This window comes from Gordonia polyisoprenivorans (assembly GCF_017654315.1).
In the GTDB taxonomy this organism is placed as follows: Bacteria; Actinomycetota; Actinomycetes; order Mycobacteriales; family Mycobacteriaceae; genus Gordonia; species Gordonia polyisoprenivorans_A.
The window spans coordinates 5,563,879-5,590,029 of the sequence record NZ_CP072203.1; the positions used below are offsets into that span (position 1 = coordinate 5,563,879).

Below are 26,151 nucleotides of genomic sequence, written 5' to 3' on the forward strand. Positions count from 1 at the left end.
GAGTGCATGATCCACGTCACACCAGCGCGGTCAACACCCCCCGAAGTGGGGGCGGTATCCCAACCCGCCACCAAACTCTATAGACTATGTTTCATAGTGCGGGGTTTCATAGGGGAGGCGGAGAAGCGGAGGAGCGCATATGGCCGGGACCACTGGATCGAGTCTGAGCGATCACGTCGCCGGTTGGCGTCCCAAACCGATCACCGAGATCGACACCCTCGACGCGGCGCAGGCGACGCGCCTGGCCGCCACGCTCGGCCTGACCGAGACCTTCGCCGACGGCGATCCACTGCCGCTGCCCTGGCACTGGATCTTCTTTTCCGAGTGGCCGCCGACCGCCGAACTGGGCGCCGACGGTCACCCCGCCCACGGTCATTTCCTGCCACCGATCCCGGACCGCCGTCGGATGTTCGCCGGTGCGCGGATCTCGTCCACGGCCGCACTGATCCTCGGCGAGCGCACCGAGAAGGTGTCGTCGGTGGCATCGATGACCGAGAAGCACGGGCGTACCGGCGACATGCTCTTCGTCACGGTCCGCAGTGAATACCGCCAGGGCGGAACCGTTGTGCTGACCGAGGACCAGGATCTGGTGTATCGCAGCGATTCCGGCAACGCGCGGCCCTTCGATCGGCCGAGTCCCGATCTCGCCGACGCGACCGCACCATGGACCGCGGAGCCGACACCCGACACGCCCCTGCTCTTCCGGTACTCTGCACTGACCTCCAACGCGCATCGCATCCACTACGACCGCCCGTACGCGACCGTCGTCGAAGGCTACCCCGATCTCGTCGTCCACGGACCGTTGCTGGCCACCTACATGGCCGAGCTCGCCCGCGCACACGGTAAGTCGCTGCACACCTTCAGCTTCCGGCTGCGCAGTCCGCTGTTCCTCGGTGATCGCTTCCGCGTCGAGGCCACCCCGGACGACGACGGTGGCGCGGTAGAGCTCGCCGTCGTCACCGGACAGGGCACCGTTCACGTCTCGGGCAAGGGAGAATTCGCATGACCGACACCACCGATCCCATCGCATCGCTGCGCACCGCGCGCAGCTTTCTGTTCGTCCCGGGTAATCGGCCCGAGCGTTTCGACAAGGCCGCCGCGGCGGGTGCCGATGTGGTGATCATCGACCTCGAGGACGCGGTCGCCCCGGAGGACAAGGGTGCGGCCCGCGAGCACATCGCCGGCTGGCTCGCGGCAGGTAAGCACGCCGTCCTGCGCATCAATGCCTCCGGAACACCCTGGCATGCCGACGATGTGGAACTCGCGGCCCGGCACGGCGCACCGGTGATGCTCGCCAAGGCGAGCAGCGCCGACGAGGTGGTACGCGTGGCGCAGGCGACCGTGGCGCCGGTCCTGCCGCTCATCGAGACCGCACGGGGCATTCTTGCGGCGCCGGCCATCGCGCAGGTACCCGGTGTCGCCCGAGTGGGCTTCGGTGCCATCGACTTCGCCGTCGAGATCGGTGCCGACCCCGATGACCACGAGGCACTGCTGTGGGCGCGTTCGATGCTCGTCACGGCATCGGCGGCCGCGGGTGTCGCCGCCCCCATCGACGGGGTGACCACGGCGCTGCGCGACGTCGAGAAGCTCGTCGCTGACGTCGGTTACGCCGCGCGCATCGGTCTGACCGGCAAGCTCTGCATCCATCCCGCCCAGGTGGCAACGGTCCACGAGTGCCTGGCGCCGTCGGACACCGAGATCACCTGGGCGCGTTCGATCGTGGCGGCGGCCGGTACCGACTCCTCGGCTGTGGCGGTCGACGGACACATGGTGGACCCGCCGGTCGTCGCCCGCGCACAACGGATTCTGGCGTCGGTTCCGCTCACACCGCCGCAGTGAGACTGCGCGCGATGAGGTCCTTCATCACCTCGTTGGCGCCTGCATAGATCTTGGCGATCCGGCCGTCGACGAACAGCTGCGCGATCGGATATTCCTCCATGTAGCCGTATCCGCCGTGCAACTGCAGGCAGCGGTCGACGACCTGGTTCTGTTGCTCGGAGCACCAGAGTTTGATCATCGCAGCACCTTTGACGTCGAGTTCACCGCGGACGTGGCGATCGATCGCCCGCTCGACGAAGGCTCGCATGACCTCGACGGTGGTCGCGACGTCGGCCATCTCGAACCGTGTGTTCTGCAGGGCGAACAGCGGTTTGCCGAACGCGTGGCGTTCGCGCACGTAGGCCAGGGTGTGCTCGTAGGCCGCCTCGACGACGCCGAGCGCGGCGACGCCGACGATCAACCGCTCCTGTGGGAGTTGCTGCATCAGTTGGATGAAGCCCTGGCCCTCGACGCCACCGAGTAGGTTCTCCGCAGGCACCCGCAACCCGTCGAAGAACAGTTCGGTGGTGTCCTGGCCCTTCTGACCGATCTTCTTGAGCTTGCGACCGCGTTGGAAACCCGGCGGGTTCTCGCCGACCTCCGCCACGAGAAGCGACACCCCCGATGCGCCCTGTGTCGGATCGGTTTTGACGGCAATGATCAGCAGATCACAGGTGGCGCCATTGGAGATGAAGGTCTTCGCCCCGGTCACGAGGTACTCGTCGCCGGAGCGGATCGCCCGCGTCGAGATCGACTGCAGATCCGATCCCGTCCCCGGCTCGGTCATCGCGATGGCGCCGATCCATTCGCCGGAGACCAATTTCGAAATCCACCGCTTCTTCTGCGCCTCGGTGGCATGCGCGAGCAGGTAGTGCGGGACGATCCCGGAGTGCACCCCGAGTTGCATCGACAGCTCACCGCTGCGGGCCTGCTCCCGGAAGAGCACCGCCTCGTGGGCGAAAGTGCCTCCGCCACCGCCGAACTCCTCGGGCACCGACATACCGAGGAGACCGAGCTCGCCGGCCCGCCGGTACAGGGCACGGTCCGGCTCGCCGGCGGCAGCGAATTCCTCGTGCCGGGGCACGACCTCCTTGGTGAAGAACTCGCGGGCCAGTGCCGTCAGGTCGGCGAGTTCGGTGGCGAGATCGGCGGGCGTGTGGTGCTGGCTCATGGGTGTCGGACTCACTTCTGGTAGAGGGCGTCGATCTCGGTGGCGTACTTCTTGGCGATCGGTGACCGCTTCAGCTTCATCGTCGGGGTCAGTTCGTCGCCACCGGGAATCCAGTAGGTGGGCAGCACTTTCCAGCTCCGGATGTGTTCGACGCGGGACAGTCTGGTGTTGGCCGCCTCGACGGCGTTGCCGATCGCTTCGATGATCTCCGGGTGGACCGCGAGCGCCGCCGGATCGGACTCCGGGATCCCTTTGCGCGCACCGAATGCGGCCGCGGCGTCGGGGTCGAGGGTGATCAACGCCGACACGAACGGACGGTTGTCGCCGATCGCGGCGGCCGAGCCGATCAACGGACTCGCCGCCTTGAGCGCACCCTCGATGTTGCTGGGCGACATGTTCTTTCCGCCCGAGTTTATGATCAGCTCCTTCTTGCGATCGACGATCCGCAGGTAGCCGCGGCGATCGAGGGTGCCGATGTCGCCGGTGTGAATCCACCCGTGCTCGTCGAGTGCATCGGCGGTGCGCACCGGATCGTTGTGGTAGCCGCGCATCACGCCGAGCCCTCGCACCAGCACCTCACCGTCGTCGGCGAGGGCGACCTCCGTGCCCGGGATGGCTCGACCGACCGATCCGTATACCGGCGCATCGATCGGATTGACGGTGGTGACCGCCGACGTCTCCGACATTCCCCAGGCCTCCATCACCGGAATACCCAGTGCCAGCATGAATTCCAGTGCCGACACATCCACCGGCGCAGCGCCGGACACGGCGGCGGTCAACGCGTCCATGCCGAGCGTGGCGCGCAACCGGGACAACACGAGCGCATCGGCCACCCGCGCCTGCAGGCCGTCGATCGGCCCGAGCGATTTGCCCGCCACGATCGCGGCCGCCTTCTTCTTGCCGACCGCCACCGCCCAGCGGGCCAGCCGTCCCCGGACACCCGCCTGCGCGGCGACGGTCATCTCGACGGAGCCCTTGATCTTGTACCAGAGCATCGGGACCGCGACGAAGAACGTGGGGCGAACCGCCGCCAACGTCTCGAGCAGGGCTTTCGGGTTGTCGAGATCGGTCACCGTGATACCGAAGTACATCGGGGCGTATTGACAGATCCAGCGATTGATGAGGTGCGCGTCGGGCAAATAGGAGATGACGCGCCCGGCGGTGAGGTCACCGATCACCTCGGTGATCACCTCGAGCTGATAGAGCAGGTTCGCGTGGGTCAGCTCCACGCCCTTGGGGTTTCCGGTGGTTCCGCTGGTGTAGATGAGCGTCAACACGTCCTGGGCGTCCACGGCCTGCCACGCTGCGTCGAAGTCGAAGTCGGCGCCACCCCGTGCGAGGAGATCGTCGAGCCCGAGTGTCGCACTGCCCGAAGGTTCGTCGACGACGATCAGGGTCGCCACGCCGGTCCCCGAGGCGGCCTCGCGGACCCGGTCGAGGAATGCGGACTCGGTGATCACCGCCACAGGTTCCGCGTTGTGGAGCAGATAGGCGATCTGGGGTGCGGCGTTGGTGTTGTAGACCGAGAACGTGATCGCGCCGAGGTGCATGACGGCGGCGTCGACGATATGGAACTCGGGTCGGTTGGTGAGCATGATCCCCACCACGTCGCCGCGGCCCACGCCGATAGCGGCCAACCCGGCCGCGACCTCACGTACCTTGCGGCCGTAGTCCTTCCAGGACAACGCCTCCGAGCCGTCGGCGCGGACGATGGCGATCTCGTCGCCGAGTTCACGCACGCGTCGTTGGAAATGTGTGCACAGGGTCGCGGTCATCGGTACTCCCAGGGATTGGTTCATCGGGTCAATTGGGCACGCAGGCCGCGTGCCAGGGACGAGATCGCCGGTCGCAGTGCGAGGCTCGCCGGCGTACCGAGCAGCCGTGCACCCGCCGGCAGGTCGAGGGCGACCGTCCACGACAGCGCCGCCCCGTCGGGCCGGGCGGTGATCACATAGTCCTCGGCGAATGCACGGATCCCCGGACCGGTGGTCGCCTCGGCGGCAAAGGTCATGCGGCTGTCCTCATCCCAGCGATAGAACACCTCGCGGACCGACAGTGCCCGCGCAATGGTGACGGTACGGACGGCGCCGACTCCGCGGTCGCCGCGCCACGTCGTCCCGGTGACCAGCGGGCTCCAGGACAGGACGGCGTCGTCGGCGGCCAGCGACTGCCACAGGCGGTCGGGCGTGACGGGTACCTCGATGTCGACGGTCGTCCGGACCGGGGCGTGGGCGAAGAACTCGTCGCCCACCGATCGGAGCTCGTTCCACCTCATCGGCGTGCCTGCGCTTCGAGCTGGTCGATGATGGCGTGAATCGACTTGTCGCGCACCAACTGTGCGTCGAGGATCGGGTTGATCAGCCCGCGCAGCAGCGAGTAGGGAACCCAGGATCGGGGTGCGATCGCCCGTGCGCGACGATCGGCGACGGCATCCACGATGACCTCGGCGGCACGGTCACCGGTGATCCGCCTGCTCAGCGGCCAGGGTAGTTGTGCGCCGATCTCCCGGCCGAGCGGATCGTCGTCCAGCGTCTCCCGGGTCATCTTCGTGTCGACGATGCCGAAGTACGCCAGCCCGGCGCTCGCACCGTGGGGCGCGACCTCGATACGCAGTGCCCGGCCCAACTGCTCGACGGCGGACTTGCTGATCATGTACGCCGAGCCACCCATGCCCGGCGCGAAGGCCGCGCACGAGGCGACGAGCTCGATATGCCCGCGACGGGCGATGATCGGTTCGACGGTGGCCTTGATGGTGTTGAACGCCCCGATGAGATTGATGTCGAGCACCCGCCGGAATGCCTCGGGGTCGATGTCACGCAGGGTTGCCGGTGGCGGGGTCACCCCGGCATTGGCGATCGCGACATCGAGGTGACCGAATCGATCGATCCCGTGTCGCACCGCCGCCCGCAGAGCATCGAGGTCGCGTACATCGGCGTCGACGGTCACGACGTTGTCGGAGCCGAGTTCGGCACCGGCTGCGGCGAGCGCGCCGGTGTCGATGTCGGTGACGACGACGCGGGCTCCTCGGCCGACGAGCCGGCGGGTCGTGGCCAGCCCGATGCCCTGTGCACCACCGGTCACCAGGGCCACCGCCCCCGGTAGGTGTATCCCGGACCGCCGGCTCATCCGACCATCTCCGCGTGCTCGCCCGCGACCACCCCATGGGGCCCTGACATCCGGATGTCGAAGTCCCGCAACTCGATCGAGGCCATCGTGCGGCGGAAGCCGAACACGAAGCCCGGCCAGAACGTGCAATTGCGTCCCGAGGGACTCAGGTAGTAGCTCGAGCAGCCACCGGTGTTCCACACCGACCTCGCCAGTCCTGCGTCGACGTGATCGACGAATGCCTGCTGCGCGCGTTCGGTGACGTCGATGCTGCGAATCGACCGGGTGCGCATCTGTCTGAGCGCATCGACGAGGTACCCGATCTGCGCCTCGATGGTGACCACCTGGGAGGTGTAGACCACCGAGTTGGGCCCGAGGATCTGGAACATGTTGGGGAATCCGGCGACGCTGGTGCCCATGTACGCGGCCATCTCACCGCCGGCCCACACCTCGGCGAGGCTGCGGCCGTCGCGGCCGCGAATCCGCGTGAAACCCTCGTTCCCCGACAGCTTGAAGCCGGTACCGAGGATGATCGTGTCGACCTCGTGGAACCGCCCGTCGGCGGTCTGCACACCCGTCGGGGTGACCCGGGTGATCCCGGCGGTGATCACCGACGCATTCGGTGCGGCCAGGGCCGGATAGAAGGTGTTGGAGAAGGTCGGTCGTTTGCACCCGAAGGCGTAGCGCGGCAACAACTTCTCCCGCAGAGCGGGATCTTTGACCTGACGGCGCAGATTCCATTTGCCGGCTGCGGCGAACGGCGCGAGCATCCACGGGTGTCGGACCAGTCCCGGAACCATCGCCTCCTGCACCAGACCACACGCCTCGCGCAGTGCGCGCAGCGTCACGGGGAAGCGGCGGAACACTTTTCGGACGGCGGGGCCGACCGGACGATCGGGATGCGGGAGAATCCAGGTCGGGGTGCGCTGGAAGAGCAGGAGTCGGTCGACCCGCGGCTGGATCTGCGGGACGAACTGCACCGCCGAGGCACCGGTACCGATGACGGCGACCCGCTTGCCCTCGGGCTGCCACCGGTGATCCCAGTCCGCGGAATGGAACACCTCACCGGCGAAGTCCGCGAGGCCCTCGATGTCGGGGACCGACGGTTCACTGAACGGGCCGGTCGCGGCGACGAGAACATCAGCGGTGAACCGCACGTCGCGCTCGGCGTGTGCGGTGATCCGCCACACCTGTGCCAACTCGTCCCACTCGGCACTCGTGACGTCGTGGCCGAACCGGATGTGCTCGGTCACTCCGGCGTCGTCGGCACACCGGGTGATGTAGTCCTTGATCTCGGGTTGGCGCGGATAGAGGCGCGACCAGTCCGGGTTCGGCGCGAAGGAGAACGAGTACAGCGCCGAAGGGATGTCGCACTGGGCGCCCGGATACGTGTTGGCCTGCCAGGTGCCGCCGATGGAGTCGGCGCGTTCGAAGATCAGATAGTCGTCGAATCCGGCTCTGCCGAGCTGTATTCCGGCTCCGATACCGCCGAATCCGGTACCGATGATCGCCACATGGGTGTGGCGCGACGCGCCACGGGCTGTGCTTGCCACTGGTGTTCTCCTAGAGGTCGACGACCACGTGGTCGTCCGTTGCGCGCGAGACGCAGATCATCATCGAATCGTCCTTCTCGTCGCCGATGAGCACCCTGTCGTGATGGGTGACCCGGCCGTCGAGGACCTTGACGCGACAAGCGCCGCAGAACCCCTGCCGGCACGAATACCGCACCTCGGGTTTGACGCGCCGGATCGCGGCGAGTGCCGTCTCGTCGGCACCGACCTCCACCGAACCGCCGTGGGCGAAGTCGATCCGGAACGGCGCACCGTCGATCACCGGAGGCGGGGAGAACCGTTCACTGTGCAGTTCCCGGTCGGGTTGTTCGGTGACGACGAGTCGTCGGGCGGCATCGAGCATTCCCGACGGCCCGCACAGATACACCGGAGTCGTTGCATCGCCGAGGATCTCGGCAATGTCGAGCGGACCGTCGTGTTCGTCATCGGCCTGAATCCGCACCCGGTGCGAGTCGATGCCGAGCAGTTCGTCGACGAACGGCATCGACGCCCGCGACCGACCGGTGTAGACCACGGAGTAGTCGATGCCGAGCCGGGCCGCCGCGCGCACCATCGGCAGGATCGGGGTGATCCCGATACCTCCGGCCACGAACCGACACGACGGGCCGGGCGCGAAGGGAAAAGCGTTGCGCGGGCCGCGGATGTGCAGGGAGTCCCCGGCACGCAGTAGGTGCATCTCCGCAGATCCGAGGCCATCGGGGATGCGGCGCACCGCGATTCGGTAATGCCGCCGATCCTCGGGATCACCGGTCAGCGAGTAGTGCCGTTGACGTCCGGTGGGGGTGAAGACGTCGATGTGGGCGCCCGGCGACCACCGCGGCAACGGCGAGCCGTCGGGCCGGGCCAGTGTGATCATCCGAATCCCCTCCGCCTCGGCCACACTGTCGACGACGTCGAGACGCAGATCGAAGCCCACCCGCCGCACCGGGCGCACCGGCGACAGCGCGTCAGCATGGCGACTCTCGGCGAAGATCCGGGCATAGCCGCGGGCCATGCGGCCGATCGCTCCGAGGATCGGGGGCGGGTTGTCGATGTCGGTGGAGGGCGGTGCGAGATAGTTCACGGCTGCGCCGCCCGTGCCGCGGGCGAGATCGCCAGGTAGCGAACGGCTTTGTCGATGTCGCCCATCGACGAGGGATGGAATCCGGGCTTCAGGTAGTGGTAGATCTGCTCGAACAGGAAGGAGACTCCGGGGATCAGGTGTTTGCGCGCGGCCAGCGCAAAGGCGATCGGCCACGGCCGACGGCGGGTGACGGTGGTGTCGTTGTGGTAGAGGAAGGCCGCGGTCCAGAACCACAGCGACGCCAGTCCGAGGCAGGCGACGATCGCCGTGCGAGCGCGCCGCAGGTAGCCGCCGTCGACGTATTGGAACGCGTCGAAGGCGACGTTGCGGTGCTCGAGTTCCTCGGCGCCGTGCCAGCGCAGCAGATCGAGCATCGTCGGATCGACCCCGATGCGATCGAACTCGCGGTTGTCGAGCAGCCATTCTCCGACCACGGCGGTGAAATGTTCTGCCGCGGCATAGATTCCCATGCGCTCGGCCAGCCATGCACGTCCGGCACGGCCCTGCGTGACGCCGTGATCACCGAAGACCTTCTGCACCGCGTATTCGATCCGGCGCATGACCGGCTCGATCTCGACACCGTTGGCGCGCAGATAGTTTCGGAATCCCTCGTGTGAAGAGGCGTGCGTCGCCTCCTGCCCGACGAAACCGACGACCTCTTCCCGGAGACGCTCGTCGTCGATCAATGGCAATGCCTGGGCGAAGACGTCGGCCATCGACCGCTCCCCCTCGGGCAACACCATGTGCATGACGTTCCAGAAGTGCGTCGCGTACGGTTCGCCGGGAATGTAGCGCAGCGGCACCCCGGTCCAGTCGAAACCGACCGCCCGGGCGGTGATCGCCAGCGCCTCCTCGTCGTACTCCCGCGTCCGCGCTCCCTGTGCGCCCATCGGCGACCTCCTCTGACGTGTGAAACCGTGACCCGGCGAATCCCCTCGACGTGACCCGCGTCTCGTTCGGTACGTTGAAACATAATACAGATCATTGTTTCATGTCCAGCGGTGTCGACGCCCCGGTCGGCTACTGTTCTCCTCATGGCCCTTGCCGACCTGTTCACCTCGTCGGCGGACATCGCACCGGACGCCGACCCGATCCTCGACGCGGCCCTCGAGGTGTTCGCCGACATCGGGATTCGTCGCGCCACGATCAACGACATCGCCGACCGTGCGCGCGTCGGACGGGTGACGGTCTATCGCAAGATCGGCGGCAAGAACGAGATCCTCTCGGCGGTGATGCTGCGTGAGGCGGTCCGCCTGTTCGCCGCCATCCGCGCGGCGGCCGAAGCGGCCGAGACCTTTCCCGACCGGGTAGCCAGCGCCTTCATCGCCACGGTCACCGCGATCCGCGGCAACCCGGTGTGGAACCGGATTCTCGAACTCGAACCCGGCACCGTTCTCGATCAGCTGACCCTGAACGGACAGTTCATCCTCGCCGCGGCCGTGGAGGCCTGCGTCGACGTGTTGCGCTCACCCGAGATCGATCTCGACGACGACGAATTGCATGCGCGCGCCGAAATCCTGGTCCGCATCACCCATTCCATCCTGCTGACCCCGCAGGTCTGGATCCCGTTGAACACCCCCGAAGAGATCACGGCGTTCGCCCGCACCCATCTGCTGACGATCGCCGGACCGCCGCGCTGAGGCCGCACGCCCTAGTCGTGCCGATGCTCGGCGAGCAGACGCCCCGCCTTGCCGATGTGCGCCGACATCGCCGCCCGCGCACCGGCCGCATCGCGTCGGCGCAGGGCGTCGATGATGTCGCGATGATCGTCGGCCGATGCCTGCGGCCAGCCGTCGACCGACGAAAAGAACCGTCGGGGAGCGTAATTGAGCGACGACTTGATCATCCACGACAACTTGGGCGAGCCCGCCGCGGCATAGATCAGTCGGTGGAATTCGTGATTGAGCCGCTCGACCTCGTCGTTGTCCTCGGCGCCGGCGGCCGCCTCGAGTTCGGCCTGCAGGCGGTCGAGAGTGGCCAGGTCCGCGTCGTCGAGACGGGCGGTGGCGCGGGCGGCGAGTTCGCCGGCCAACAGCGCCTGCCCGGCGAAGACGTCCTCGATGTCGGTGCTGCTCAAGGGTGCGACGACGAACCCGCGCCGCGGTTCGACCCGCAGCAGTCCCTCACTCTGCAAGGACAGCAATCCCTCCCGGGCCGGCGTGGCCGACACGCCGAGTTCATCGGCAACGGTCTCCGGGCGGATGAACTCGCCGGGTTGCAACTGCCCGGAGACGATGAGTTCGCGGACGTACTCCGAGACCTCGTCGGACAACCGGGGACGGCGTCGGCGTCGCGCCGGAACGGGAGCCGCAGGGTCAACCATAGAATATAGAATACAGTCGTGACCTGGTCCTGCGCCGACCTCCCGGGATGACCTCCCAGGAAGCGGTCAGTGGCGGGTTCTACAGTGGACGTAATGACTGTGGGTGACACGGCGCAGGAGCGCGAGGGCATGTTCGCCTCGCTGCACATCCACAACTATCGCCTGTACTTCGGCGGGCAGGCGCTCTCGCTGGTCGGTACCTGGATGCAGGCCACCGCTCAGGCCTGGCTGGTCTTGACCCTCAGCAATTCGCCGACCGTGCTCGGCGTGATCGTCGCGCTGCAGGCCGTACCGATCCTGGTTCTCGGCCCGTACGCCGGGGTGATCGCCGATCGCGTGGATCGTCGCAAGCTGATGATCATCCTGCAATCGGTGATGGGTCTGCTGGCCGCGGCACTGGCGATCCTCACCTTCGGCGGCTGGGTACAGGTGTGGCAGGTCGGGGTCCTCGCGGTGCTCCTCGGACTCAACAACGCCTTCGAGAACCCCTCCCGGCAGGCGTTCATCCACCAGATCGTCGGCGAATCCCGGATCCGCAATGCGGTCACCCTGAACTCGGTGATGGTCAATGCTGCGCGCGCGGTCGGCCCGGCCGTGGCCGGGCTGGTCCTCGCCGCCGTCGGCGCGGGCTGGTGTTTCGCGATCAACGCGGCCAGTTTCGTCGCGGTGGTGGTGTCACTAATGATGATGCGGACCGCCGAGATGGCCGAGGAGACACCGGTCAAACGCGGCAAAGGCCAACTGCGCGAAGGACTCCGCTACGTCGCCGGACGCCCCGTGCTGTGGGTTCCGCTGACGATGATGGCATTGGTCGGCACGCTGGCCTACGAGTTCCAGGTGTCGCTGCCCGCGGCGGCCAAGGACGCCTTCCACAGTGGCCCCCAGGCCTTCGGCTTCATGACGGCGGCGATGGGTGTGGGCGCGGTCGTCGGCGGCCTGCTGGTGGCCGCCCGCGGCACCACCGGCTTGCGCACGCTGATCCTGGCCGCCATCGGGTTCGGCATCACCATCGCGGTGACCGCCGCGGTCCCGCACCTGTGGATGGCGATCGTCGCCCTGTTCTTCGTCGGCTGGCTCAGCGTGTCGTTCATGTCGACCGGAAACGCGACCCTGCAACTGAATTCGGACCCGCAGATGCGCGGCCGGGTGATGTCGCTGTGGTCGGTGGCGTTCATGGGGTCGACGCCGATCGGCGGGCCGCTGATCGGATGGATCAGCGAGGCATCCGGCCCGCGCGCCGGCCTCGCCGTCGGCGCCGCCTCGTGCTTCGCCGCCGCCGCCATCGGACTGGCCATCCATCGCCGCCGCGCACCGCACCTACCGCGGATCGAGTCGACGACCTGACGGCCACCCGCGACGCTCGGCGACGAAGGCCAGCACCGCGGGCACGGCGCCGGCGATGGCGACCACCCAGATCCGCGAACGCAGCGGTGCCGCGACGGTGTCGAACACCGCGCGGGCCGCGCCCGGCGTGATGACGTCGGCGGGGACGGCGTCGAGATACCGGCCGCGGGCCACCACCAGCGCGACGGCGAGCAGCAGCATCACCGTGGTGACGCCCAGGCCCAACCCCATCACCGCTCGCCACCGGCGAGTCTGGGCGGCGACGCCGATCGTCGCGATGATCGCCAGCGCGGTCAGCCAGGGCAGGACCCGCGCCGCGGAGTCGAGTGCGGACACCGCGTGCTGAGCGCGGCGCAGTGCGTCCGACTGCCACAGGACGACCTGATGATGAATCGCCGGGATCTGCTCGGCGGCGGTGAAACCCTCGTCGATCAATTGTTGTCGGATCCGGGCAACCATCGGTGCCAGATCGATCGCGACGATCCCGGTGTCGCCGGCGAGAAGCTGATCGAGCGTGGCGTGCGCGGCGCGGTTGGCGGTCGTCCAGGCGGTGGCGAACGCCGACGAGGACACGAAGCGCTCGACCGTGTCGTGCAGGTAGGACTCGAGTTGCGCCGCGATCACCGGTGAGAGCGCCTGCGCCGCCCGCGAACCGGTGCCGGGCGTCAACGCCGAGAGCGCATCGGCGCTCAGTGCCACGATGTCGATGTGATCGCCGATCACCGTCACGAGGGCATCGGTGACCTCGGCCTGGATCGCCGGGTCCGACGCCAGTGGTGCCACCATGGCCACGTAACCGTCGGTGTCGAGGAGTTCGGACCGCACATAGCCCGCGAGCAGCGTCAACAACACCAGCACCACCGACACGACGGTCAGCAGCGCGGTCCCGACCGACCGCAGGCGACTGCGCCCGCCGCCGGTAGTGGGATATGTCACGTCCGCCGAGGCGAGTGTCGGCGCCGGCTCCGCGACATCATCCGCAGAGGAAACACCCGCATCGAGGTCCCCGTCTTCCTGCGGTTTTGATGCCACGATGACATCCAAGCACGCGAAAACGGCCACCACGCAGCATCCGCTGCACCCCCGAGACGGCAGCGCCAACCCGGCCGATGGCGTCACGGGCCGACTTCTGAACTTTCAGCAACAGGGAGTAGCCTCACCCTCTGCGACGTGCGAAGAATTGGACGGAGGTCTTCCGATCGTTACCGAACAGCCATCGACCGGTACCCCGGCGTCCGCGAAACGTCCGGACACCGATCCGGTGACCGTCCCCGACCCCGTCGCAGGCGACGTCACACCGGCGGACTCCGGCGCCGAACCGGCCGCCAAGCCCGCGAAACGCGACAAGCACCTCTACCAGATCGACTTCGTCCGACTGGTGACCTTCGGTGCGGTGATCCTCGACCACGTGATGCTCAGCGTCACCGCCCCGACCAGTGTGGCCGCGGGCGCCGTCGAGGTGTTTCTCCGCTACACCCGCTACGGCTTCTTCGCCCTGACCGGCTTCGTCCTCGGCTATCAATACCGCAACCGTGAACTCAAGGCGATTCCGTTCTGGAAGCGGCGTTACAAGCTGATCGGCCTGCCGTTTCTCGTGTGGAGCCTGTTCTACTGGTTCTACGTCCGCTATCACTTCGGTGGCGTCGACGCGATCACCAACGCCTGGAACAGTCTCGACGCCGCCGAGCGCTCGGTGAAATCGATCATCTACGACCTCATCACCGGAAACGCCGCCTACCACCTGTACTTCCTGTCGGTGAGCATGCAGATCTATCTGGTGTTCCCGCTGATGCTGTGGATTCTCCGGCGCACCTGGGGTTTTCACCGCTACCTACTCGCGGTGAGCTTCATCTTCCAGATGGTGATGATGTACGCGATGGTGCGCTCACCCATCTCGTTCTTCACCTGGGGCATCCAGGGCGAGATCTGGAGTCACCTGGTGGTGACGATCTTCCCGTACCAGTTCTTCATCCTCGCGGGCTGCGTGTCTGCCCTGCACTACGAGGCCTTCCAGGCCTTCTTCAAGCGGTGGCGCTGGCAGCTCATCAGTGTCGGCGTCGTGGTGATCATCGCGACCTGGCTCTACTACCTGTACGTGGTCGACCGCGGCGAGGACCTGTTCCGGGCGACCAACGTCTTCATGCTCCACAACATGTGGGCATTCATCGCGATCATCGTGATCCTGTACGGACTCGGCACGCTGTGGCAGGAACGCCGCCACCCCGGCTCGATTCCCGACCGGTTCATGAAGACCGCCGCCGATCGCTCCTTCGCCATCTATCTCGCACACGTCCTCGCGATCTATGCCCTGCTGCCACAGATCGCCGACGAACGCATCCACGCCCTGCCGCGCGTCATCCTGGCGTACCTCGCGACCGTCGTGCTCACCGTGTTTGTCGTGGAAACGTTGCGCCGCAGCCCGATCAGCCTCATCACCACCGGACGCAACCGCATCGACTGGCGTTCTCAGAACGCCGGACGGTCCGCGCTCGTCGGGCTCGCCGCCATCGTCGTCGGCCTGATCGTCCGTCTCGGCTTCGGCTGGTGGGCGGGCAACCTGATTGCCGCGACCGGCGCCTTCCTGGTGTTCTCGATGGCGATCGTCTACTGGCACCAGATCCGTCACCGCGACGCGGAGTACGTCGAAGAAGCGGTGTGATCACCCGGCGCAGTGCGTCAACAGATCACCGACCCGGCGCGGCAGCGCACATCACCGACCCGGCGCGGCAGCGCTCATCACCGACGCAGTGCGTCGACGATCAGCCGGGCGACACCGGCCTTGCCCGAGGCGTTCGGGTGATAGGGCACCGGTAGCTCGAATCCACGCAGCCACGGGTCGGGCGAGCACACGGTGTGCTCGGCCCCGATCGGGCCGGTGGTGACGAGCTCGGCGCCCGAGATCTGCGCAGCCTCGGCGGTCACCTGGGCGAGCGCGTCGTAGACCCGGATGGTCGAGTCGATCTCCTCCGGGGTGAGCGCGAGCTTGGGGCAGACCGGGCCGCCTGCGACCACCACCGGCGGATAGTCGACGAGGACGATCCGCGCCGCGGGGGCGCGCATCCGGACGGCGAACACCGTCTCGATCATCTTCTGCTCGACCGCGGCATACCGTTCGAATCCGGGTTCGGCGGAGATCGGGCGGCCGTGCCCGCACACCCGCTCGGCGACGTTCTTCACCGGGTCGGCGACGGAGTTCTTGCAGCCCATGGCGATCAGTCGCTGCACATACCCGATGTCGTTGCCGCCGGTCGTGATGGTCACCAACGCCGTGCCGGGGGTGACGGCGTCGATCTGGGGTTGCTTCACGAAGCGCTGGGGACGGTCCAGGATGTTCTCGGTCGTCGCCCCCGAGCACGTCGCGTCGACCAGGCTCATGTTCAGTGCCTGGGCGACCTGATGCGGATAGTTGTCCATGGTGCGCAGGCACCGGTTGCCGATCGAGTCCAGTCCGCCCGGGCCTGCGGCGTAGGAACTACCCAACGCCACATACTTCTGCGGCGCGGCGGCAGAGGAGACGGCGGTCTCGGGCTGGCGCTGTGCGGCGGTCTGGACAGGGGTCGACTCAGCCGCCGACGGCACGCTCGCACTCCCGGGGAGTACGACGACGGCGGCGGTGACCAGCGCGGCGACGGCCGTGGCGACACGGCCGAAAAGTGCTCGAGACATCGTCGTCCAGTCTCACACACCACGATGGCGGGAAGTGTCAACGCCCCGTGTTGAATTCCCCACGTGGCCTGCGAAAAAGCCGCATTCGGGCGATTTCAGGAGAAGATCTCCGGCAGATCGGTCGCCACCGAATCGGTGAAGGTCGGTTCCCGCTTCTCCAGAAACGACGTCACCCCCTCGGCGACGTCGGGCATCCGACCCCGGAAGTAGATCGCCGCGGAGTCCGCGTGATGGGCGTCGAGCGGGCTCGGCGCCCCGGCCATGCGCCACAGCAGCTGACGGGTCAGCGCCACCGACACCGGCGCCGTGCCCGCCGTCATCTCCCGGGCGGCGGCGATCGCGGCGTCGAGAACCTCGTCGGGGGCGACCACCCGCTGTACGAGCCCGGCCTCGAGCGCCTCGGCGGCGCCGACCATCTGCGCACCCAACGTCCAGCGCAGTGCCGTCGGCAACCCGACCAGACGCGGCAGGAACCAGGTGGACGCCGCCTCGGGCACCAGACCGCGCTTGGTGAACACGAACCCGAAGCGAGCGGTCTCCGAGGCGATGCGGGCATCGGCGGGCAATGTCATGGTGACGCCGACACCTGCGGACGGGCCGTTGATCGCCATCACCACGGGTTTGAGCGAGGCGAAGATCCGCAGCGTCAACCGGCCGCCGGAATCCGGCGGCACCTCACCGGGTTCCTTCTCCTCGAGCTCGAATGTGGTTGCGCCCTGGGCAAGGTCGGCGCCGGCGCAGAACGCCCGGCCGGCCCCGGTGATGACCACCGCGCGCACCGAGTCGTCGGCGTCGGTCTCGTCGAAGGCCGCCTGGATCTGATCGCCCATCTCGAAGGTGAATGCGTTGAGCCGGTCCGGGCGGTTCAGGGTGATGACGGCGATCTCGTCGTGCCGGGTGACCGTGATGACCGGTTCGGGGGCCGCCCCGGACAGACCCTGCGTTGCTGATTCGGTACTCACGGTGTGACGCCTCCGCTCGGTGATATATGACGGCGCTCGAGATGTAGCACCGGTCACCATTGTGTCGGGGCCTCGAGGTCGCCCACACTTCGGGGTCGATGCCGACAGCTTTCGGCGGTGATACCGACACCACGACGCCCGCCGCTCCACAGAAGGAGTCGACGGGCGTCGTGGGTAGTTCGCGGGCGGGCCGATCAGCTCTCGCTGCCGGCGTCACCTGCCTTGCTCAGCTCGACCGGGGCGTCGGGCAGCTCACGCGGCTTCTCGGAGCCGGTGAAGGTGAACTTGGCGTCCTCGCCCTCGCCTTCGCCGTCCCAGTTGTCGACGTCGACCAGCACGATCTGTCCCGGGGTCAGCTCGTTGAACAGGATCTTCTCGCTCAACTGATCCTCGATCTCGCGCTGGATCGTCCGACGCAGCGGCCGGGCGCCGAGCACCGGGTCGAAGCCGCGCTTGGCCAGCAACGACTTGGCCCGATCGGTGAGCTCGATCGCCATGTCCTTGTTCTTGAGCTGCGTCTCGACGCGATTGATCATCAGATCGACCATCTGGATGATCTCGTCCTTCGTCAGCTGGTGGAAGACGATGACGTCGTCGATACGGTTCAGGAACTCCGGGCGGAAGTGCTTCTTCAGCTCGTCGTTGACCTTGAGCTTCATCCGCTCGTAGTTCGACTTCGAGTCGTCACCCTTGCTGAAGCCCAGTCCCACGGCCTTCGAGATGTCGGAGGTACCGAGGTTCGAGGTGAAGATCAGCACCGTGTTCTTGAAGTCGACCGTGCGGCCCTGACCATCGGTGAGTCGACCGTCCTCGAGAACCTGCAACAGGGTGTTGTAGATCTCCGAGTGAGCCTTCTCGATCTCGTCGAACAGCACCACCGAGAACGGCTTGCGGCGCACCTTCTCGGTGAGCTGGCCGCCCTCTTCGTAGCCGACGTAGCCGGGAGGGGCACCGAACAGGCGCGACGCGGTGAAGCGGTCGTGGAACTCGCCCATGTCGATCTGGATCAGGGCGTCGTCCTCGCCGAACAGGAAGTTCGCGAGCGCCTTGGACAGCTCGGTCTTACCGACACCGGACGGGCCGGCGAAGATGAACGAGCCGGACGGGCGCTTGGGGTCCTTCAGGCCCGCACGGGTACGACGAATCGCCTTGGAGACGGCCTTGACGGCGTCCTCCTGGCCGATGATCCGCTTGTGCAGCTCGTCCTCCATGCGGAGCAGACGCGTGGTCTCCTCCTCGGTGAGCTTGAACACCGGGATACCGGTCCAGTTGCCCAGCACCTCGGCGATCTGCTCGTCGTCGACCTCGGCCACGACGTCCAGATCACCACTGCGCCATTGCTTTTCACGCTCGGCGCGCTCGGCGACGAGTTGCTTCTCCTTGTCCCGCAGGCCGGCGGCCTTCTCGAAGTCCTGCGCGTCGATGGCGCTTTCCTTCTCCTTGCGGGCGTCGGCGATGCGCTCGTCGAACTCACGCAGGTCCGGCGGCGCGGTCATCCGGCGGATGCGCATCCGCGCACCGGCCTCGTCGATGAGGTCGATCGCCTTGTCCGGCAGAAACCGGTCGTTGATGTAGCGGTCGGCCAGGGTGGCCGCGGCGACGAGCGCACCGTCGGTGATGGACACGCGGTGGTGGCTTTCGTAGCGGTCACGCAGACCCTTGAGGATCTCGATGGTGTGTTCCACCGACGGCTCGCCGACCTGCACCGGCTGGAACCGGCGCTCGAGGGCGGCGTCCTTCTCGATGTACTTGCGGTACTCGTCGAGGGTGGTGGCACCGATGGTCTGCAGCTCGCCGCGGGCCAGCTTCGGCTTGAGGATGCTGGCCGCGTCGATCGCGCCCTCGGCGGCACCGGCACCGACGAGCGTGTGCAGCTCGTCGATGAACAGGATGATGTCGCCGCGGGTGTTGATCTCCTTGAGCACCTTCTTGAGGCGTTCCTCGAAGTCACCGCGGTAGCGGCTGCCCGCCACCAGCGACCCGAGGTCGAGGGTGTAGAGCTGCTTGTCCTTGAGCGTCTCGGGCACCTTGCCGTTGACGATCGCCTGCGCGAGGCCCTCGACGACGGCGGTCTTGCCGACGCCGGGCTCGCCGATCAGCACCGGGTTGTTCTTGGTGCGGCGGGACAGAACCTGCATGACCCGCTCGATTTCCTTCTCGCGGCCGATGACGGGGTCGAGTTTGCCCTCGGCGGCCGCGGCGGTCAGGTTTCTGCCGAACTGGTCGAGGACCAGCGACGTCGATGGGGTGCCGGACTCGCTGGACCGGCCACCCGTGCCGGCCTCCTGCGGCTCCTTGCCCTGGTAACCCGACAGCAGCTGGATGACCTGTTGGCGCACCCGGTTGAGGTCGGCGCCCAGCTTGACGAGCACCTGTGCGGCGACACCCTCACCCTCGCGGATGAGGCCGAGCAGGATGTGCTCGGTGCCGATGTAGTTGTGGCCGAGCTGCAGCGCCTCACGCAGCGAGAGCTCGAGCACCTTCTTGGCGCGAGGGGTGAACGGGATGTGCCCCGACGGCGCCTGCTGACCCTGACCGATGATCTCCTCGACCTGACTGCGGACACCTTCCAGGGAGATGCCGAGCGATTCGAGGGCCTTGGCGGCGACGCCTTCGCCCTCGTGGATCAGGCCGAGCAGGATGTGCTCGGTGCCGATGTAGTTGTGGTTGAGCATCCGCGCCTCTTCTTGGGCGAGCACGACAACCCGCCGAGCGCGGTCGGTGAACCGTTCGAACATTGTTCTCCCTCATTTCGCTTTCGCCCCGGCCGTCGTGGTTGTCCCGGTGATCGGAAACCGCGGGCGGCGACCGATGCGAGGCGACAACTGCGATGGTGTCGGGGTACACGACGACCAGCTTGCTTCCACTCTAGAGGTCGTGCGGTGTGCACCTGCAGTTAACGCCCACCAGAAGTCAACGTCATGCACACGTCGACGGGGGTCTGCGCGGTACAACCGCCCTGCACATCAGCATGTTCCGCGATGCACGCCGCCGCGCTACGCCGAGAGCGAACGACGCCGGGGATCGGGCTACGCCCCGAACGGCAAAGCCGTGATGTCGCCGGCGGACGGGCACCACATCTGGAACTTGATCAATGGCCGGCCGGCTCCGCGCCTGTCCACCAGATTCGTGTACCACTGCTTGTCACCGGTGTGCTTCCCGTACGTCGCAAGCCAACACTGGACGGTGTTGTCGCCGAATCTGACGGACAACGGAACGTTCTGCGCGAGATGACTGCCCGGCAACTGGGTCACATCCACGATCTGCAGGCCCCACCGCTGTTCGAGGATGGCGGCTTCCACCTTCTGATCCTGATGCCCCGTCCCATGCGTCAGGAGCGACGCGACCGTGGTCACCACGAACGCGACGATGACAAGCCACCGGGCGATCCGGGTGACACGCTCGGATTTGACCCCGTGGCGCTTGGTGATACGTCGGTTGATCACAGTCGCAGCGATCATGACGGCAATCATCGAGGCGTATCCGCCGAAGAACAGTGCGTTGGTCGGCACGGTCTCCGACCCCCCTGGTAGGTCCGTACGTCGAGTGCGGCGCGAAGCCGTCGGGCGCCGCCAACGGAAGGACGTGGAGCACGGCGAACACGCTACGCGCCATCGCCACGTGCGGCCCGCCACCGCCGGAGCAGGTATCGCACCCGAATGACAACAGCTACGCCTGGCTAACGAGACCGGCGAAACGCGCGAAGAGGCCACTACGGGACATCGCTCCCGAGGTCGGGACCTGACACCGCCACCAGGAAGGCCACATCATGACCTCTGCTCGACGCTCTCCGTCCACCCGACCGCCGACCGGACTCCGGCGACTCCTCGTCCTGTGCCTCGCGGTGGCCGGCGTGCTCGCCGGCTCACTCTCGGCCACCGCCCTCGGGGCCGGCGACGCCGCGGCCGCCCCGCCCGGCAGTGGGCACGGGTTGTGTTTCGACCTCAACTCGGCCCTCGCCCGTGACTCGCTCACCAAGATCGGCCGAGACGTCAACGGCGGGAGTTGGGAGCCTCACGGCGCGAGCACCAATCCCCTCTCCCGCGGCTGCAACCTCGACTGGATGCTGGTCAACGGCACTGGGGTCGGCGACGCCACCTACCAGTCGCGCGTCCTGCTCTTCCACAACGGGCGGTTCCTCGGCACCGTCGATCCCAAGCCGTACTCCTACACCTCCATCGCCGGATGGTCGCGCGACCACGTCACCGTGAAGTATCGCTGGCTGCGCGCCGACGACCCGTTCTGCTGCGCGAGTGGCGGACCGACCTACGTCACCGCATTCCAGTTTGGCGGCAGGGTGATTCGCCTGGGGTCCTTCCCGCCGGCCTGATCGGCGGGCGCGAGTGTCGCCGGTCGTGCCGTACGGGCGGGCACGGCCGGCGACACATTTTTTCTGCCCAACCGGCGTCGGATTTGCGCCCCGGGCGACGACGATGAGGGTGTGAGTGGCGAACACACCGGCCCCGAGGCCCTCCTCGAGGTCTACGACACGGCCCTACCCGCGGTGTACGGGTTCGTCGTGCGACGGTGCTCGGACCGACGGGTCGCCGAGGACGTCACATCGGAGACCTTTCTCGCCGCGATGGATTCGGTTCGTCGCGACGCCGACCTGATCCCGACGGTGCCCTGGCTGATCGGGGTCGCCCGGCACAAGCTCGCCGACCACTGGCGACGGGCGCAACGGACGCCCGAGCCCGTGCCGGACGTGCCCGATCCGCCGGGCGAGGATCTCGCCGAGGTCCATCTGGACCGGATGATCGCCCACCACACGCTGGCGCAGCTCACGCCGATCCACCGATCGGTGCTCACGCTGCGCTACGTCGACGACCTCCCGGTCGCCGAATGCGCCGAGATCATGGGCCGCACCGTCGGTGCGACCGAGGCGCTGTTGACCCGGGCCAAGCGCGCCTTCCGCGCGGCCTACCCCGGCCAACCGGCCCGATCCACCCGGAAAGGAGGACGCGCATGAACCACGACGACGCCGAATTCGATTCGGCCCCACACCCGTCCATCGGCGACCCGTTCGCCGTGTTGCGCGCCTCGGACACCCCCGGGTGGGACGCGCCGGTTGCACCCGATCCCGCCTTCGCCGCCCGTCTCCGTGACCGACTCGAACGCGGCGTCACCCTTCCGAAGGGAATTCTCATGTCCAACAACGCCATTACCGAGAGCGAAGCGGCCATCTCGGCACCCGCCGCGTCTCCCGTCGAGCGCCCCGGCGCCCTGCCGTATCTCACGGTTCGCGGTGCACAGGAGGCCATTGACTGGTACCGCGAGAACCTCGGCGCGCGCCTGCGCGGCGAGCCGATCGTCATGGACGACAACCGCATCGGGCACGCCGAACTCGAGATCGGCGACGGCGTGCTCTACCTCGCCGACGAGTTCGCCGACCTGGGTCTGCGCGCTCCGCAACCCGGGCACGTCTCGGTGAGCCTCATGCTGCCCGTCGCCGACACCGACGAGGCACTGATCCGCGCTCAGCGCGGCGGCGCCGCGGTGACCCGCGAACCCTACGATGCCCACGGCACCCGCTCGGCGACCATCATCGATCCGTTCGGACACCGGTGGATGCTGACCGGCCCGGCGCGGATTGCGGCGGACGTCGAACCCGTCCGGGTCGGCGACATCGTCTACCTGTCGCTGCAGACACCCGACCGTGAGCGGGCCGCCCGCTTCTACGGCGCGGTTCTCGGCTGGGAGTACGATCCGGAAACCCGGCAGGTCACCAACATCGGCCACCGGCTCGGGATCTTCGACGGTGACGGCTACGGAACGGCCGGGACCCTCTACTGCGTGTACGCCGTGGAGGATTTCGATCGGGCCCGCGCGGCCATCCTCGCCGCCGGTGGTCGCGTCGGCGAGATCAGCACTGTCGCGCGCGACGGATATCTCGTGATGGACGCCGTGGACGACCAGGGCGTCGCTTTCTCGGTCCACGTACCCGACCCCGGCGAGACCCGCGGGGAACAGCACCCTCGCACCCTCGGCGCGATGTCGTATCTCACCATCGCCACCCCGGACTCGGCCCGGTACCGCGATTTCTATGGCGCCGTGATGAATTGGCGGTTCACACCCGGACGTATCGACGACGGCTGGGAGGTCGACGGGGTGCATCCGCAGATCGGGATCGCCGGAGGCGCGGATCGATCAGTGGCCGAACCGATGTGGAATGTGGCCGATGTCGACGAAGCCGTCGAACGCGTCCGTGCCGCCGGCGGAACCGTACTCGAGGAGCCCAACCGGCAGGCCTACGGCGCGGTCGCACGATGCACCGACGACCAGGGCGCGCGGTTCTACCTCGGTCAGTTGTTCTGACGGGTCGCGTCGTAGGCCTCGCGTGCCCGCTCGACCGCCTCGAGATTGCCCTGGACGAGGTGGATTAGGGCGCGCAATTGGGTCGCGGCGTCGGCACCCAGGTCGGTCAGCGAGTACTCGACCTTCGGCGGGATCGATTGCAGCACAGTACGTGTGACGAAGCCATCGCGTTCGAGGTTGTGCAGCGTCTGCGAGAGCATCCGCTCGCTGACCCCGTCGACGCGGCGTCGTAACGCACTGAACCGCAGGTCCCCCTCGGCCAGCGCGGCGAGCGCGAGAACCCCCCACCGACTGGTCACGTTCTGCAACACGTCACGCGAACTGCAATCGCGGGCGAAGACATCGGCCTCCAGGGTCGGATCGACGGCGTCCGGGTCGGAGGCTGCGGAGCCGGGGGCGGCGGGGGTCATGGCGCCATTCTAGGCGCATCGTGGCGACGGTGCTAATCATCACACATATGCATGCGTTCAGTTGTTGCACTGCACTAATAGTAAGTGCATCATGGTCTGGAAGCACCCCGCTGACCAGTTGACCACCAGGAGGAACCATGACCACCTATGCCGTTACCGGAGCAACCGGAGGACTCGGTAGTGCCGCCGTCGAGGCGTTGCTCGACCGGGGCGTCGCGGCAGGCGACGTGGTCGCCGTCGTCCGCAATCCGGAGAAGGCCGACACCCTGAGGTCCAAAGGTGTCGACGTGCGGGTCGCCGACTACGGCGACCCGACCGCGTTACGCGTCGCCCTGACCGGCGTCGACCGCGTGCTGTTGGTCTCCGGCTCCGAGGTCGGGCAGCGAGTCTCGCAGCACCGCAACGTGATCGAGGCCGCAGCGGAAGCCGGCGTCTCCCTCATCGCCTACACCAGCATCCTGCGTGCCGACACCTCCCCACTGGCCCTGGCGACCGAACACGTCGCCACCGAGCGCGTACTCGCCGAGTCCGGCATCCCCACGGTGCTGTTGCGCAACGGCTGGTACTGGGAGAACTACCTGGCCGCGGCACCGCAGGCCATCGAAACCGGCGTCCTGTACGGCAGCGCAGGCAACGGGACCATCGCGGCGGCGTCGCGTCGCGATTACGCCGCCGCCGCGGCAGCCGCACTCGTCGAGGCCGCGGGTGGCGAGGTCTACGAACTCGCCGGCAATGAGCACCCCACCTACGCACAGATCGCCGAGGCGCTCGCCGAGGTCAGCGGAAAGCCGGTGCGCTACACCGATATCCCCGAGGCCGACTATGCGGCGGCGCTCACCGACGCCGGTATCCCGGCACCGATGGCCGCGATCCTCGCCGACTCGGACGCCGGGGTCGCCCGGGGCGCGCTCGACTCCGACTCGACCGACCTGGCGACACTCACCGGCCGGCCCTCCACCCTGCTCATCGAGGTGCTGCGCACCGGGCTGGCGGCCGTGACCGCCTGATCTGCATGTCAGCCTCCCCCACGCAGGCCATGGGTGATTGACTGTCGCCATGCGTGTGGGGAGCAAGCGGGGACGTCGACTTCCGCTCGGTATCGGCACCGTCGTCGTCGTCCTCGCCGCGGTGATGGTGGTGTGCGTGGGTGCGGTGCTGGCCATCGGCACACCCGATCGCCCGGCGACCGGCTACGCCTACGGCCAGTTGCGGTCCTACCCCGACCAGCCCGCCCTCGCGTGGACGGTGTCGAGTCAGACCCTGCCCGACTACACCTCCAGCGATCAGATCGAGGTGGTCGCCACCGGCACCGACCGCTGGCTGCTGAGCTACCCGTCGGGAATCGGCCGCGCCTACGTGATGGTCGATCGCGGCGACGGACATCTGCTGTGGAAGCACCCGCTGCGCGCGGGCACCGGGAGTTGCGGGATGACCGACGACGGCGTGGTCGGCTGCGCGGTCAATGCCAGTAGCGATCTCGCACAGGGCTTTTACCTCGTCGACGACGACGGCACCCCGTCCGGCCCGACCGCCCTCGACGACACCGCATCGGTACTCGGCGCCGGATCGGATTTCGTCCGCATCTCCGCCTCCGGTTACCGGGTGTCGATGGCCACCCCGGACGGCCACGAACTGTGGTCGCGCACCTTCGCCCGCGCCGCGAGTGCCGAGGTGCTCGAGGATGGGCTGCTGCAGATCACCACCAGCGACGCGGGCCGGTTCATCGTCGATCCGCGCACCGGCGCCGATCGCTTCCACTGCACCGGCTGCACGATCACCGCGTTCCCGACCGGCATCACCGTCGAGTACACCGACCCCGACCACCGCATGTTCGAGACCTATGCCGTGACCCACGGCGTCCTCGATCCGCGGCGGATCGCACACGTCGCCGGGATGCGGGTGCTGCCCGGCCCGTCCACCCTGCCCGTGCTGACCCAGACCGGGACCGCGCAGATGGAGGCGATGCAGGGCACCTACGTCGTCGTCGATCCGGCCAAGCCGGGAGCGCTGTGGCAGATCTCCGACGAGGAGCTGTCCAAGGCGAACACCCGACCGTGCGGTACCGCGGTGGCGTTCGCGTTGAAGAGCCGGTCGCGGTCCATCTACTCCCTCGCCGATGCCGAGCACCTCGGCTCGTTGCCCGCGCCGGGCTTCGACGATCCCGATGCGAACCTCGACAACCTCACCTGCGTCGGGTCGAGCGGCGATCTCCTGGTGCTCACCAGCAACAGCAGGATCAGCGCAGTCGACCCGTCGGCCGGCGGTTTCGTGTGGACGGTCGACGTGAACGGCCAGGTGAAGGATGTCGACGGATTCCTCGCCGCCTTCGAGGGCACCAGCCTCCGTGTGTTCGCGCCACGTTGACCCGCCGGCGCGTCACGTGGCCGGACTCACATCCGGGAC

At 67.5% G+C, this 26,151-nt stretch carries 24 protein-coding genes; 10 read left to right on the top strand and 14 right to left on the bottom strand.

Features of this window, described 5'->3' with window-relative positions:
• The first annotated feature begins 139 nt into the window (after positions 1-139).
• Together J6U32_RS24955 and J6U32_RS24960 are read left to right on the top strand one after the other, a co-directional pair.
• Entirely contained in the window at positions 140-1,006 is an 867-nt protein-coding gene (locus J6U32_RS24955; RefSeq protein WP_208792609.1) for a hypothetical protein, read from the top strand.
• Positions 1,003-1,839 carry an HpcH/HpaI aldolase/citrate lyase family protein gene (locus tag J6U32_RS24960; RefSeq protein ID WP_208792610.1) on the top strand — a complete coding sequence of 279 codons (837 nt, stop codon included), beginning with the start codon at positions 1,003-1,005 and terminating at the stop codon, positions 1,837-1,839. Before J6U32_RS24955 ends, J6U32_RS24960 begins: the two co-directional genes overlap by 4 nt.
• Here J6U32_RS24960 and J6U32_RS24965 read toward each other — a convergent pair.
• From J6U32_RS24965 to J6U32_RS24995, 7 genes are read right to left on the bottom strand one after another with little or no spacing between them, the layout of a single operon-like run.
• Positions 1,823-2,989, bottom strand: a complete 1,167-nt coding sequence (locus J6U32_RS24965; protein WP_208792611.1) for an acyl-CoA dehydrogenase family protein — start codon at positions 2,987-2,989, stop codon at positions 1,823-1,825. The genes J6U32_RS24960 and J6U32_RS24965 overlap by 17 nt on opposite strands.
• Positions 2,990-3,000: 11 nt before the next feature.
• On the bottom strand, positions 3,001-4,764 hold the full coding sequence (locus J6U32_RS24970; RefSeq protein WP_208792612.1) for an AMP-dependent synthetase/ligase: 1,764 nt from the start codon (positions 4,762-4,764) through the stop codon (positions 3,001-3,003).
• 20 nt (positions 4,765-4,784) lie between these two features.
• Positions 4,785-5,264, bottom strand: a complete 480-nt coding sequence (locus tag J6U32_RS24975) for an SRPBCC family protein (protein ID WP_208792613.1) — start codon at positions 5,262-5,264, stop codon at positions 4,785-4,787.
• The gene (locus J6U32_RS24980) at positions 5,261-6,115 is read right to left on the bottom strand and encodes a short-chain dehydrogenase/reductase (RefSeq protein WP_208792614.1); all 855 of its coding nucleotides are present in this window, start codon (positions 6,113-6,115) and stop codon (positions 5,261-5,263) included. The genes J6U32_RS24975 and J6U32_RS24980 overlap by 4 nt, the downstream gene beginning before the upstream one ends.
• On the bottom strand, positions 6,112-7,647 hold the full coding sequence (locus J6U32_RS24985) for a flavin-containing monooxygenase (RefSeq protein ID WP_244332361.1): 1,536 nt from the start codon (positions 7,645-7,647) through the stop codon (positions 6,112-6,114). The genes J6U32_RS24980 and J6U32_RS24985 overlap by 4 nt, the downstream gene beginning before the upstream one ends.
• 10 nt (positions 7,648-7,657) lie before the next feature.
• Positions 7,658-8,728 (bottom strand): PDR/VanB family oxidoreductase, encoded by a 1,071-nt coding sequence (locus J6U32_RS24990; RefSeq protein WP_208792615.1) that lies wholly within the window; start codon positions 8,726-8,728, stop codon positions 7,658-7,660.
• Positions 8,725-9,618 (bottom strand): metal-dependent hydrolase, encoded by an 894-nt coding sequence (locus J6U32_RS24995; RefSeq protein ID WP_208792616.1) that lies wholly within the window; start codon positions 9,616-9,618, stop codon positions 8,725-8,727. The genes J6U32_RS24990 and J6U32_RS24995 overlap by 4 nt, the downstream gene beginning before the upstream one ends.
• A 144-nt stretch (positions 9,619-9,762) precedes the next feature.
• Between J6U32_RS24995 and J6U32_RS25000 the strand changes: the two genes are divergently transcribed.
• Positions 9,763-10,368, top strand: a complete 606-nt coding sequence (locus J6U32_RS25000; RefSeq protein WP_208792617.1) for a TetR/AcrR family transcriptional regulator — start codon at positions 9,763-9,765, stop codon at positions 10,366-10,368.
• An 11-nt stretch (positions 10,369-10,379) separates the two neighbouring features.
• On the opposite strand, the gene J6U32_RS25005 is transcribed toward J6U32_RS25000, so the two are convergent.
• On the bottom strand, positions 10,380-11,051 hold the full coding sequence (locus J6U32_RS25005; protein WP_208792618.1) for a GntR family transcriptional regulator: 672 nt from the start codon (positions 11,049-11,051) through the stop codon (positions 10,380-10,382).
• A gap of 93 nt (positions 11,052-11,144) precedes the next feature.
• Between J6U32_RS25005 and J6U32_RS25010 the strand changes: the two genes are divergently transcribed.
• Positions 11,145-12,395 carry an MFS transporter gene (locus tag J6U32_RS25010; RefSeq protein ID WP_208792619.1) on the top strand — a complete coding sequence of 417 codons (1,251 nt, stop codon included), beginning with the start codon at positions 11,145-11,147 and terminating at the stop codon, positions 12,393-12,395.
• On the opposite strand, the gene J6U32_RS25015 is transcribed toward J6U32_RS25010, so the two are convergent.
• Positions 12,369-13,331, bottom strand: a complete 963-nt coding sequence (locus J6U32_RS25015; protein ID WP_244332363.1) for a hypothetical protein — start codon at positions 13,329-13,331, stop codon at positions 12,369-12,371. The genes J6U32_RS25010 and J6U32_RS25015 overlap by 27 nt on opposite strands.
• A 325-nt stretch (positions 13,332-13,656) precedes the next feature.
• On the opposite strand from J6U32_RS25015, the gene J6U32_RS25020 reads away from it, so the two are divergent.
• The gene (locus tag J6U32_RS25020) at positions 13,657-15,054 is read left to right on the top strand and encodes an acyltransferase (RefSeq protein WP_208792621.1); all 1,398 of its coding nucleotides are present in this window, start codon (positions 13,657-13,659) and stop codon (positions 15,052-15,054) included.
• A gap of 77 nt (positions 15,055-15,131) precedes the next feature.
• On the opposite strand, the gene J6U32_RS25025 is transcribed toward J6U32_RS25020, so the two are convergent.
• The 4 genes from J6U32_RS25025 to J6U32_RS25040 all read right to left on the bottom strand — a co-directional run bounded on the left by J6U32_RS25025 (position 15,132) and on the right by J6U32_RS25040 (position 20,535).
• Positions 15,132-16,061 (bottom strand): SGNH/GDSL hydrolase family protein, encoded by a 930-nt coding sequence (locus tag J6U32_RS25025; protein ID WP_208792622.1) that lies wholly within the window; start codon positions 16,059-16,061, stop codon positions 15,132-15,134.
• Positions 16,062-16,156: 95 nt separating this feature from the next.
• On the bottom strand, positions 16,157-17,023 hold the full coding sequence (locus tag J6U32_RS25030) for an enoyl-CoA hydratase-related protein (protein ID WP_208792623.1): 867 nt from the start codon (positions 17,021-17,023) through the stop codon (positions 16,157-16,159).
• A 194-nt stretch (positions 17,024-17,217) separates the two neighbouring features.
• Complete coding sequence (locus J6U32_RS25035) at positions 17,218-19,761, bottom strand: ATP-dependent Clp protease ATP-binding subunit (protein ID WP_208792624.1); 2,544 nt, start codon at positions 19,759-19,761, stop codon at positions 17,218-17,220.
• 291 nt (positions 19,762-20,052) lie between these two features.
• On the bottom strand, positions 20,053-20,535 hold the full coding sequence (locus J6U32_RS25040; RefSeq protein WP_208792625.1) for a hypothetical protein: 483 nt from the start codon (positions 20,533-20,535) through the stop codon (positions 20,053-20,055).
• Positions 20,536-20,792: 257 nt separating this feature from the next.
• Here J6U32_RS25040 and J6U32_RS25045 point away from each other — a divergent pair, with 257 nt between their 5' ends.
• The 3 genes from J6U32_RS25045 to J6U32_RS25055 all read left to right on the top strand — a co-directional run bounded on the left by J6U32_RS25045 (position 20,793) and on the right by J6U32_RS25055 (position 23,338).
• Positions 20,793-21,353, top strand: coding sequence for an LppP/LprE family lipoprotein (locus tag J6U32_RS25045; protein WP_208792626.1), 561 nt, complete (start codon positions 20,793-20,795; stop codon positions 21,351-21,353).
• A 111-nt stretch (positions 21,354-21,464) separates the two neighbouring features.
• Positions 21,465-21,992: an RNA polymerase sigma factor gene (locus J6U32_RS25050; protein ID WP_208792627.1), complete on the top strand. Its 528-nt coding sequence runs from the start codon at positions 21,465-21,467 to the stop codon at positions 21,990-21,992.
• The gene (locus tag J6U32_RS25055; RefSeq protein ID WP_208792628.1) at positions 21,989-23,338 is read left to right on the top strand and encodes a VOC family protein; all 1,350 of its coding nucleotides are present in this window, start codon (positions 21,989-21,991) and stop codon (positions 23,336-23,338) included. Before J6U32_RS25050 ends, J6U32_RS25055 begins: the two co-directional genes overlap by 4 nt.
• On the opposite strand, the gene J6U32_RS25060 is transcribed toward J6U32_RS25055, so the two are convergent.
• Positions 23,326-23,748 carry a winged helix-turn-helix transcriptional regulator gene (locus J6U32_RS25060; protein ID WP_208792629.1) on the bottom strand — a complete coding sequence of 141 codons (423 nt, stop codon included), beginning with the start codon at positions 23,746-23,748 and terminating at the stop codon, positions 23,326-23,328. The two genes, J6U32_RS25055 and J6U32_RS25060, sit on opposite strands and share 13 nt — an antisense overlap.
• A 137-nt stretch (positions 23,749-23,885) precedes the next feature.
• On the opposite strand from J6U32_RS25060, the gene J6U32_RS25065 reads away from it, so the two are divergent.
• A complete protein-coding gene (locus J6U32_RS25065) occupies positions 23,886-24,755 on the top strand; it encodes an SDR family oxidoreductase (RefSeq protein ID WP_208792630.1) in 870 nt (289 codons plus the stop codon).
• Between the two features lie 49 nt (positions 24,756-24,804).
• A complete protein-coding gene (locus tag J6U32_RS25070; protein WP_208792631.1) occupies positions 24,805-26,112 on the top strand; it encodes a hypothetical protein in 1,308 nt (435 codons plus the stop codon).
• The last annotated feature ends 39 nt before the right edge of the window (positions 26,113-26,151 follow it).